6 protein-coding genes are annotated in these 11022 nt (G+C 60.6%); 1 reads left to right on the forward strand and 5 read right to left on the reverse strand.

Going from position 1 to position 11022, the window contains the following annotated elements; all coding sequences use genetic code 11:
- Window positions 1–1393 (reverse strand): BREX-1 system phosphatase PglZ type A (gene pglZ / locus KBZ15_RS09900; RefSeq protein WP_255015044.1); only part of this gene is annotated, 1393 nt, incomplete at its 3' end.
- A 74-nt stretch (window positions 1394–1467) separates the two neighbouring features.
- Between pglZ and KBZ15_RS09905 the strand changes: the two genes are divergently transcribed.
- On the forward strand, window positions 1468–2733 hold the full coding sequence (locus KBZ15_RS09905; RefSeq protein WP_255015045.1) for an ATP-binding protein: 1266 nt from the start codon (window positions 1468–1470) through the stop codon (window positions 2731–2733).
- A gap of 103 nt (window positions 2734–2836) precedes the next feature.
- On the opposite strand, the gene pglX is transcribed toward KBZ15_RS09905, so the two are convergent.
- The 4 genes from pglX to brxC all read right to left on the reverse strand — a co-directional run.
- Complete coding sequence (pglX, locus tag KBZ15_RS09910; RefSeq protein WP_255015046.1) at window positions 2837–6430, reverse strand: BREX-1 system adenine-specific DNA-methyltransferase PglX; 3594 nt, start codon at window positions 6428–6430, stop codon at window positions 2837–2839.
- 41 nt (window positions 6431–6471) lie between these two features.
- Window positions 6472–7443, reverse strand: a complete 972-nt coding sequence (locus KBZ15_RS09915) for a nucleotidyl transferase AbiEii/AbiGii toxin family protein (RefSeq protein WP_255015047.1) — start codon at window positions 7441–7443, stop codon at window positions 6472–6474.
- A complete protein-coding gene (locus tag KBZ15_RS09920) occupies window positions 7379–7882 on the reverse strand; it encodes a DUF6088 family protein (protein ID WP_255015048.1) in 504 nt (167 codons plus the stop codon). The genes KBZ15_RS09915 and KBZ15_RS09920 overlap by 65 nt, the downstream gene beginning before the upstream one ends.
- Window positions 7883–8059: 177 nt before the next feature.
- On the reverse strand, window positions 8060–11022 hold a 2963-nt coding region (gene brxC, locus KBZ15_RS09925), incomplete at its 5' end, for a BREX system P-loop protein BrxC (protein WP_255015050.1).

Below are 11022 nucleotides of genomic sequence, written 5' to 3' on the forward strand. Positions count from 1 at the left end.
CGCGAGCGGCCTCGTAGCGCAGGGCATCGGAGATCACCACAAACAGGCGCTTGAGACCTTTGGAGGAGAGCGGCGCATGCACGTAGCGCATGTGGAACTCCTTCTGCCTCGGCAGGGTGCTCGATCCCCAGTTACTGAGGCCAGCCACCTGATCGCTCCAGCGGTTGGTGAGCGGCAGCAGCACGTTGTTGACGTACTGGGCCTCGAGCCAGTCGCGCAGCGGCTTGAGCAGCCCGGGCTGCTGGTAGGTGCGGGCGTGGAATATGCAGCGGCGGTAGGCCTGATCCAGGCGCCACCAGCCGTTGCAGTAGCGCTGCAGACCCTCGTCAAAGCTGGGCACCTGCAGATCAGCCTTAGCCAGCAGACCGCGGAAAGTGATCGCCTGCTCCAAGGCGCGGTAGCCATGCTGGTGCTTGCCAAACCAGCAGGAGCTGCTGCGGTTGCGGATCGTCTCCAGCAGTTCCGTATCTGAGACGTCGCCCTGAAAACGCTGCAGCAGGCGGCTGAGCACAAAGCGCTCGATTAGCTCATAGCTGTCGTCGTCATCTGGCTCGTAGCTCTCTGGCGCGTCGTTGAGCTGCTCCTCTACGCGCAACACACCGGCCAGATGATCACTCCACTGCTCAAAGGCTGGCCGAGAGCTGAGGCTGTCTTTCCAGATGCTTATGAACACCCGGGCGTGGGGCAGCAGCTCGCCAGAGGGGCCAATGCTGCTGACGCTGTTGAACAGGCCAACAGCAAAGTCGCGCAGGTTGGGCTCCGGGCTGGCGTAGCCAAACTTCTCGCCCACTGCCCTCCAGAAGTGGCCACTGAGTTGCTGGCTGCCGTAGAGGGCCTCCACCGGGTCGTCGCCATCGGGGTTGGCCGGCTCCAGCTGACTGAAGGCATGCAGCAGCAGCTTGTCGATATCGGGCGGCTGCTTGGCCAGCACGGCGAGCATCTTGAGCCGCACGGCCGCTTCGTTGTCATTGGGTCGCAGCAACTCCTTGAGCTTGCTGGTGCGCACCGGCGAGCGGAAGAAGGCCTTGTGTTGCTGTGCCAGCTCCTTGAACTCCAGCGTGAGCCCGGCTTCCTGGATGTCGAGCGAGGCCCGATCGGCAGTGAACTCATGGCCCGCCAGCAGCAGGTCCAGCAGCCAGTTATCCGGCTCTGGTGGCTTGGCGGTGGGTAGGTAGAGCAGGAAGCGCTGATCCAGGGGGGCGCGGCTGATCGCCACCTTCACGGAGAACTCATTGCGCTCCACCCGCAGCTTCTCGGCCGCAGCGGGCTGGTAGTCAGCGAACTCAGAGGCCCACTCGCCATTGGGGTCGTACCAGAGCACCACCCGCTTGCGAGCCAGAGCGCTATCGAGGCTCTCGTGGATGCGGCTGGTGGTGGCGGGGGTGCGGGTCATGGCTTTGTATTGCCAATTCGGCCAATACATGACCAGTATTGGCTGGCCGCAGCCCTTTGCCAATACTTGCCGCCATGGCACTGCCGAACCTGTGGAGCCTCTACAACCTGCGCTCCTCGCCTTACTTCCAGGCAACCCTGCGGGCGGATTCGCAGGCCACACCGCTGAGTCTGTTTGTGGGCCGGCAAACGGAGCGACAGCTGCTGCTGACCACTATCGGCAGCAGCCCCAGCTCGCGGCAGGCGGTAGCGGGTCGCCCTGGCATCGGCAAGACCACGCTTGTGCAAACGGTAAAGGCCGATGCCCAGGCAGGGGGCTACTGGAGCTGTGACGAGATCATCCCGATCAGTGCTGAAGGCGCCAGCGAACACCTGTTGAGCCAGCTGCTCTCCGGCGTCTATGACGCCGTGCTGGCCAACTGCCCAACGGCAGCGGGACCCGAGGTGGAGACCGCCCAACAGTTGGTACGCAGTATCCGCCTGCGTGGGGGCGGACTGACGCTGTCGGCCTTTGGGCTTGGGCTTGGCGGCAGCCAGAGCGAGAGCGTGGCCACGCCTCCAGGGGCGTTGCTGCTGGATGGGCCGCGGGTGTTGCGCGACCTGCTCCGTTACGCGATCGGCCAGGGCGCCCGCGGCATCGTGCTGCACCTCAACAACCTCGAAAATCTCAGTGAGGCGGGCGCGTCGCGAGCGGCAGATCTGCTCCGAGGTATCCGCGATCAGGCGCTGCTGCACGACGGCCTGCATCTGATCGTGGTGGGTACCACCGATGCCGTGCGCACAGTGGTGCAGAGCCACACCCAGATCCGATCGGTGTTCAGCAATCCCTTGGTGCTGGAGCCTCTGGCGCTGGGGGATGTGGAGCAGTTGCTGGCCAATCGCTATGAGGCGTTGCAGCTCGATCCAGACAGACCCTGGCGCCCCCCTGTGGAGGCTGCCGTGGTGCAGCGGCTGTACGTACTGTTCCGCGGCGATCTGCGAGGGATGCTGAAGGCTCTGGAGGATGGGATCACAGGCTTGCTGGGGCTCACCAGCGCAGGCGCCGACGTTGTGCCGGTGGGGCTGGAGGATCTGCTGCTGACGCTGCGGCAACGCAACCAGACGGAGCTGCAAGAGCAGCTGGGCGACACCGCGTGGGATCGTCTGCTGACCTGGGCGCAGGTGGACTCGGCTACGGCCCAGACCCAGGCCCAGCTGGTGGAACTGTGGCAGGTGAAGCAACCCTCGGTGTCGCAGACCCTGCAGCAACTGATCGAGGCGGGCGCCGTTGAGGCCTTGCCGCGGCGGGGGCGTGAGGCGATTCAGTACCTGATGACCGGCACGGCGCGGTTGGCGCTGTGACCCAGTGGGAGCAAGCAGCGACTCTGCCCCTGACTCTGCCCTTGACTCTGCCCCGGGAGCCCGACTCTGCCCCTGAGCTGAAGCGTCTTGCCCAGCCATCAGCTCAGTCCTCCTTGGCCGCCAGGCCAGGGATCGGCGCCAGCACCTCCTGCAGCTTGAGGTAGTTCACCTTCACGCCGTCATCGAGGTCGAGCTCGATGCGTTGCTGGGCCAGGGGCAGCAGCGCGTCCTGCTCCCAGGCCTGGCATTCCTTGAGCACCTTTGTGATCTTCTCCGCTTCTTTGCGGGCAGCAGTGCGTTCGCGGGTGGGCAGGTCGTCATTGAGCTGATCGAGCCCGAGTTGGGCCAGGCGGGCCTCCAGCTTCTGCAGGTAGGGCCGGAAGTAGTTATTGAGCACCTGGTTAAGGGTGTCCTTGGTGTAGCGGTGCAGATAGATCAGGAAGGAGAAGCCCTTCTTGGGGCTCTGCACCAGCCAGTAGATCGGGCGCTTCTTGTAGGCCTGTAGGTGATCTTTGTAAAATTCGCTGCAGAAGTATTTGCGAATGTCTTTGCCTAGGGATTCTTCGATGAAGCGCAGGTTCTCACCGACGCTGCTCTCGGGGAAGGTGACGGTCAAGAATTCGCGGATACGGGCGACGATGTCGTCTTCAAACCATTCGCCGTCGAGGACGGGGATAATCCCATCGGGGTCTGGCTTGAACTGGACCTCGCCCAAATGCTTGCCGACTTTTTCCTCGTAGGCGGTTAGTTGAGCGGCTTGGCTTTCGCGGGAGTCAGCAAGGATCAGGCCGGGCTGATCGAGGCTGTAGCGACCCATCATGCAGCCGGTGGCGTAGGAGAGGAATTCCGCCATGGTGTCTCGGCGGAAGCGCTCCCACTTTTCTTCTTCGTTGAGATCTCCGCCGTAGCGGTAGGCGGGATTCACCGTGAGGGTGATCTGCTCGATCGGCACCTCGGGGTTGAGTTCGTCCTGGAGGCCGTAGGCGTCGATGAAGAGGCGGTTGTTCTCCTCCTCCAAGCGCTTCATCTCGGCGATGATTTGTTTGTTGTTGGCAATACAGGCGGTGTAGCTGGATTCGAGGGTGGGATTTGGGTCGGTGGAGACTGATAGGAGGGGGAGGAATTGGAAGTCCCAGGAGCGTTCGAATGAGTTCCAATCGGAAGATGACATCCCAACAAGACTTGCTGCATTATGGCCTGCTGTAGTCAGCTTAACCTGTCCAATATCCTCCAGAAAAGGAATCTTCAAGAAGTCACCAGTCTTGAAATTAAGCGCCGGATTAATTAGTCGGGAGATGACACTAGCGATTGGCGTGTTGCAATAGGCTGCAAGGGCCCACAGGTCAAGCTTCCCAGTCGCAAAGGCCGACATGCTTGCATCATTATTGATGAAGCCCTCGCCGTACTTTCGAAAAGATGTCGGGCCTGAAGTTATACCGGACCAGCTAACTGATGACCTGAAGTAATACGCTTGATTCTGAGGACGTGACTTCTGTCTTCCACTTTCATCTCTAAATGATTTAATTTCATCTCCATCCCTTTGCCAGTTGACAACGTGCTCTTGATTTCCTGCCCACTTGCGAAAAGGTCCACCTTTGTTGCAAGGGAACCACTTTTTGCCTGACTCCTCAGCATCAGATCGGTCAGAGCAACCCATTCCAATTCTACTTTGTGAAACCTCAAACCAAAAGCGTAAAAACTGATCGTCATCTCTTGTTCCCAAGCCCTCTTTTGCATCGACAAGTTTACTGAGCGATGTACTCCTCTCGAAGACATTTCTTAGTCGTTCGCCGACCCAGTACGCCACTGGGGTGCCTGGGATTTTCTTGAAGTCATCTTGGGCAGCCTCGAAGAACCACCCGCAGTGGCGATTGCGGATTGCCTCAAGAGTTCTGGGCCCTTGATTATCTGCACCCTTGAAGTCAGAAAGCTTTACGAAGCTTGCCCTTTCTCTGCTTAAATGTCCCTTTCTTAGGGCAAAGGTGCATATGGGGACAGTCGCACCATCGAATCCTGAATATTCCAGCTGAACCAACGAAGTGATTGTTTCTTCCTCCACAAGACGAGCTCGTAAAGGTTGATACGCTGACACAAACATCCAAACAAAGGGCGACATGAATGCCAAGTGTCCGTTTCGCCTGGTAAGTGCCAGGTTGCGTGCGATGAAAGCAGAAAACACATCCTTTTCGAAGTCTTTGAAGTGATCTTTCAAAAGACCCTTAAGTTGGCCATTCATCACCTTCCCGCCCATATACGGCGGATTCGCCACCACGTCGTCATACTGCACCGCCAACAACTCAGCCTGCCGCACCAGCGGCTCCAAACTCTTCAACTCCTCTGCCACAATCATCTCCTGCCCCCTCAGCTCACTCAACCGCCTCAACGCTGGCAACTTAAACGCCAACCCATCCGGCACCTGTATCAACGAGCCAAAGGTGCTGGCGTGTTCAAACAGTTGTTTCAACTCCACAAGGTCCGCCAGCTTCAGGCCATGGTCCGCAAGGTTGATGGCATGGGCCAACGCCTCCACATCCAGCCCATCACTGTTCACCAGCGCCATCACATTGAGCTGGATGCCGCGCTCAAATAGACGCCGATCATCACCCCGGCCCTTCATCATCAGCGCAAAGCTGGTCAGCTGGGCTGCCCGTTCGTCGATGTCGAGACCAAACAAATTCTTCTCCAGGATCAGTTGCGGAATTTCACGTTGTTGATAGCCGCGCTCCAGATAGATCGCCTTGAACAACTCATAGGCTTCTACTAAAATATGGCCTGAACCGCAGGCCGGATCGATCAGGGTCAGATCTTCGGGGTTGAGTGATTCCGGCGTGATTGCAGCCAGCTGAGCTTTCACCTCATCCGTCTGCTCAGCGGGCTCGATGTAGTACTCCATCTGGTCCTTGAGTGCTGAATCCGGATAGGTCTCCAGCCACTGCGCCCCTAGCGAGTTCTGCACCATGTATTTCACGATCCAGTTGGGCGTGAACAGCTGGGTGGCGGCCGGAATGTCTTCCGACTTCACCACCTTGCCGATCACCTGATCCTTCTTTTCTGAGATATAGAACTGATACAACCAGCCGATAATTTCAACGTCTTCGCAATCGCTGTCACTTATCTGGCTGCGGAAGCCGCCGGCAATCGAGCCATCGCTGAGCAGGTCGTCCGGTAGCAACAATTCGCTGGCATCATCCAGCCCTTCAAATAGCTTCGGCAGCAGTTGATGATAAGAGCGGCACACCGCCAGGATCAACTCGCGATACACCTCCCCCTGGGGATCGGCGTCGGCCTGGGCCGTGGGGAGCCGGCCATCGAGCAGGCCCTGCAGGCGCGCCTCATCGGTGTGGGGCTGCAGTTCAGCGGGCAGGCTGCCGCTGCGCAGCAGTTTCAGCACTTCGGGCTGGGTTTCTGATTCCGTCTGCGGCATCAACACCCTGGCGCCAAAGGGATGCCAGCCCCGCGCATCGAGATAACGCAGCGCCGCCAGGCGGTTGAACCAGCTGTAGGCCACCCGTTCAAGGAGCTGCTCATGGTTCTGCGCTACATGCTCGCGGAGCTCGGTGATCTGCTGAGCGTGAGTGCCGAGCGTGTCGGGGGTCTGGCTGGTGAGCAGCAGATCCAGCTTGCGGCCCACCGCCTCGATCAGCTGCCGCCGCATCGCCGGGGCGAAGGTCTTCAGGGCAGCGGTGTTGACGGGCATGGAGTGGCGGATGGGGGTGGTGGATCGGGAGTGGCTGGCAGCTATGGGGGTAAATCCAAACCCTGCAGCAACCGCGCAGCCAATGCCACAAAGCCAGCGCGGGCCTCCGCGAATGGCACCGGTTCGCCCCAAACAAGTTCGCTCACAAACCGTTCGTACAGCTCCGCCACCTCAGCGCTGGTCTGGAGCTGTGCCAGCGCCTGCTGCAAGCGCTCACGTGGATTGGCGCCAAAGATTGAATCCTGGCGGCCGAATTTCGCCTGATCCCCGGCCACAATCTTGGTGAACAGGTAACTCTGCAACTCCTGAGCCTCAGGTTCAGAAGGCACCACCTCCAGCAGCTGGTGCACGTCGTACAAGTGGCGCACCAGCATGTCGTCGTCGGGGTCACGCTCGGCCTGCTCCTGCCAGCCTGCGGTGCGGCGCAGGAATGACACGACCTTCTCCGCCAGGGTTTCCTGAAGCAGCACCGCCTGATGCTCCACCACCTGCGCGTCCAACTCCATGAACTCCGCCAATAGCGGCCTCACTTGTACCGGGACAGGATCCAGCAATGGCGTGTGGGCAGTGAAGTCGAGACGCAGTTCCGCCCGCAGTGCCGGCACCAGGGGGAATTGCGGCAGGTAGCCGAGGGAGAAGCAGAAATTGCGGTTTTCGTTGAGGGTCACGATGCCTGCTTCTGGCAGGTCAAAATCCGCAGCCCGCATCGTTTCCGCCAGTTCTTTGCGACAAGCGCTGAGCTTGCGGCGGGCCTGGCTGCGGCTCCAGGAGGTAGGCAGCGCCAGCTTGAAATCGATGTCTTCCGACATCCGCTGGATCACACCGTGGCCCTTGCTCAGCGAGGTGCCGCCGCAGAACACCGCTTGAATCTCACCCCAGTCGAAGGTGGCGAGCATCCCCAGCACTTCAGTGATCAGCAGATCCTTCTCCAGGATCGAAGGCGCCAGATCAGTGAGGCCGAGGCGCAGCGCTTCTTCGACGGCGCCACACTGGGCGGGTGAGATCGTTTTCATAGTTCACCACCTGCTTGCCGATCTGCAGGCGGCGGCTGATGCGCCGCTTTCCGGTATCGAACGTGGTGCGCCAGGGCACCTGGGTGGTGAGCCGCTCGTTGTAGCGGCGCTGCGCTGCCCCCAACTGCCAAGGGATGCCCAGCCGATCGAAGGTTTCGGCGGCCAACGCGCCCAGCGGCTGCCGAGCCATCGGAATGCCTGAAATCGGCCCAGGCGCTGCTTTGGCGTACACGCCCGTGCCAATCTTCACCAGCTTGCCCTCGGCCACCAGTTGCTTGAGCGCCCGGCTGACCTGGGCCGGGCTGCCGAAGTTCACCAGATCGCGCCGCAGCAAGACCTCGCCACTGCGCGCGGCGATCGATCGCTGCAGCCGCTCTTTCACGCTGAGCGAACGCACGCTGGCTTGCTTGGTAGAGAGAGTGGCGAGAGGAGTTGCCACAGCTTGAGTTTGGGCTGCAGAGCATGCTCATCGTAATCCAGTCCGCAAGCCATGGCGGCCGATGGCGTTGAGCCGGGTTGCTGGGGCTCGAGGAGGGCGCAGGCCAGGGGGCATGGTCTTACTTAAAAGTTTTTAGGTTACGAGTCACTCCCTGATGGGGCCTGAGTTCTGGGCGGTTCACAGGCTGATCCTGTGGCCTTGATCCAGCTCGACCTGCGCTGCTGATCGCAGCGATTCCAGCCACTGCTGCAGCTCCTGACTATTGGTGATCTGGCTCAGCGGGCAGCTCACCTTCAAAGCAGAAGCCGGAACCACCTTGATCAGTTCAGGCGTTGGCCTGTCCGGCGGCGCCACCAAGGCCGCCATCCGCTGCAGCTGTTTGGGAACCTCATCGTTCCGGTAGCGGCTCACCCGCAGCAAGGCTCGTCCTGGCTGGCTTGCGGACTCCACATCGGTTTTTGCCGCTGCGGTGGCTGCAAGCACCTGCTCCTGTTTGCTCGCCTCCAGCCTCTGGAAGTCGGCCGTTGCCTTCAGGCGGGCTTCCTGCTCGCTGATCTCCTCCAGCGCCTTTACCTTGGCCGCCGCCAGCCGCTCACCCAGCTGCTTCTGCAGTTCGCCTATCGCGCTTTTGGCCTGGGGGATCAGGCCGCCGGCATAGGGCTTGTCGCTCTCCAGCAGCATTCGCAGCGGCGCCACCTGTTCGGCCGGCAGGTCGGCAAACTCATCGCCATAGCGCAGTTCAAAGGCTCGCACCTCGTCGAACACCGTTTTCTGATTGCCGTTGAGGAACTGCTTCAGGGGAGTCAGCAGGTCTTCTTCCGCATCCAGCCAGCTGGCCTTGAAGCTGTCCAGCTGGTTTAGCAGGTAGCCGTCGTCCTTTTTGGCCATCGCTTCTGCCTGCTCGGCCCACGGCTTCATAGCAGCCAGGAAGGGATAGCTGGCGGCTTGGGCTGCGATCTCCCGCAGGTCCTGGGCTTCTTCTGCCATCGCCATGCGGAAGGCTTCGCAGGTGCTGCGGGCATCGGTGCCCAGGCTCTGCACGTTGAACAGCTCCTGGTGGAAGCGCTTGAGCGCATTCACCGTGCTGGTGTCGTACACCTCCTGCTTGCGCACGCTCACGCCGCCCAGCTTGCGGCTGTTGGTGAGTGCCTCGATCACCTCCACGCTGCTGAGCAGCTCCTTCTCCCGCAGCTCCAGCTTCCCGAGCCGGTAGAGCCGCGCAATGAAGGTGAGGGTGGCCCAGTTGCTCCAGCCATAGGGGCGCCCCTCAAACTTGCGCACCAGAGCTTCTGCGCTCAGCCGCTCGGCTTGGTTTTTGCTCCTTTCCACCTCCACCAACACTTCCTGCTCTGCCTCTGACAGCTGCACCGCCAGGCCGTCAAGCAAGTCGTCCTGGTCGCGCACCACCGCCGCCACGGTGGTCTCATTGAATACCCCGTGCACCATCTTCAGCTTGGGGAAGGCCGAACGGATCAGCTCCTGGTAGGCCTTGCTGAAACGGGTCTTGGGGTCACCTTCTCCCACCGAGAGGGTCTGGCCATTCACCACCAGCACGGCCATCCTCAGTTGCTCTTCCGCTAGCCGGGTGATCTCCTGGCGGCGGCTGCCGTTCTGCTTAGCCCGGATAGCCAAGATGGCGTTGAGGGTTTCGTCTTCACTGCCGCTGTTCTGGCGGATGTAAAGGTCGGTTTTGAGCTGGCTGCGGATCTGATCGAGCAGCCGCTCCTTGCCCGGCAACACCGCCATCAGTTCGGTGCCACCCATGTTGCGGCTACGGAGGATCGCCTCGCTGCCGTAGTTGGGGTGCTCTGGTGTCACCAGGTTCACGGCCACATCGCCCTCCTTGCCCTTGATCAAGCCGTCGTCGATCTTCTGGGCAAAGGAGTAGTCGTTGCCGTTGTCGGCAAAACGGATCTTGTTGCTTTGCAGCACGTCGTCAAAAACGATCCGGTGCAGCGCCTTGATCACCTCTGAATCCGACACCTCGGTGCGCTTGATCTCCTGTTCGACATCCTTTTCCTTATCGGTGAGGAACTCGTAGATCTCGCCACTGCGCTGCAGGTAGCTCTGGCTCTCCAGGTTGATCAGGGCATCTTTAACCGCCTGCTCATGGGCGCGGATATCGAAGCTGGGCTCGCTGATTAACAAGATGGCGATGTTGCGCGCCGTGCTCTTGAACTGCGGCACCCACTTCAAAAGGAACAGCGCCTTGAGGATGCGCAGCTCCAGCTCGCCCACCTGGTTTTGGGCGGTCACCATCGTCTGCTTCTTGTCGCCTCGGATCACCTCATTGATGCCGTCATAAAGCTGGTCAAAGCTGGCCAGCCGCCCCACCGGCAACTCCTTGATGGCCATCGCCACCTGCTGAAACACCGAGAGCATTGAGCGCTCGCCCACCGCCATGTTGCGGCCCTCAAAAATGCTGTGGGTCGCCAGGCTCTGGATCGCCTGTTGGAACAGGCTCAGCTGGTAGGGGTGGAAGGGGTAAAGACCGCAAAAGCTCTGGCAGTCGCCCCAACCCTTGAGCTGAATTGATCCATCACTGAATCGGAACAGGGTCGTGAAGTTCTCCCTCTCCTGCTCGTAGATGTTGATCAGCTGCTCCGGCTCATCCGGGGTCTTGGCCAGCAGCCGCCGCTGGATCACCTCCTGCACATCGGCGCTGGCCAAAGTGAGCTTGGTCTTGAAGCGGCCCTGGATCTTGCTCAGGTCGTCGGCCTGCTCAAACTTCACCTGGCCGAGGATTCCCTCCAGGTCGGCCTGGGAGGTGATGAACACGGTGGCCCGCCCATCAGTTGCGCTCGCCAGGCTCTCCACCACGGTCTGCAGGTTGAGCAGCCGGCTGCGCTCCTGGCCGATGAACTGACCGGCCTCATCAACAAAGAAGTTGAGCCGAAAGCCAGGCGGCTGACTAGCTAGATACTCCTTAACCCGGCTGGCGAAACCCTCGATTGAAAGGCGGTAGCTGTCCTTGGCGTCATTAATCACCTTGATGGCGTCGTCTTCGCTGCCGCCGAACTGTTCGGCATAGGCCTTCGCGAAGCTGCGCTTGGTCACCGTGGCCAGCGCATCACGGTCGTTATCCCAGCTGCGGCAGTTCACCCGTTCGTAGGTCTGCTTAAAGGCCTCGAACTGGCCGC

This window comes from Cyanobium sp. BA20m-p-22, assembly GCF_024346275.1.
Lineage (GTDB): Bacteria > Cyanobacteriota > Cyanobacteriia > PCC-6307 > Cyanobiaceae > Cyanobium_A.

What these genes read in the sequence shown, in the direction of transcription:
- KBZ15_RS09915 (WP_255015047.1), bottom strand. Translation starts at nt 7,443, where the DNA reads ATGAAAACGATCTCACCCGCCCAGTGTGGCGCCGTCGAAGAAGCGCTG.
- KBZ15_RS09905 (WP_255015045.1), top strand. Translation starts at nt 1,468, where the DNA reads ATGGCACTGCCGAACCTGTGGAGCCTCTACAACCTGCGCTCCTCGCCT.
- pglX (WP_255015046.1), bottom strand. Translation starts at nt 6,430, where the DNA reads ATGCCCGTCAACACCGCTGCCCTGAAGACCTTCGCCCCGGCGATGCGG.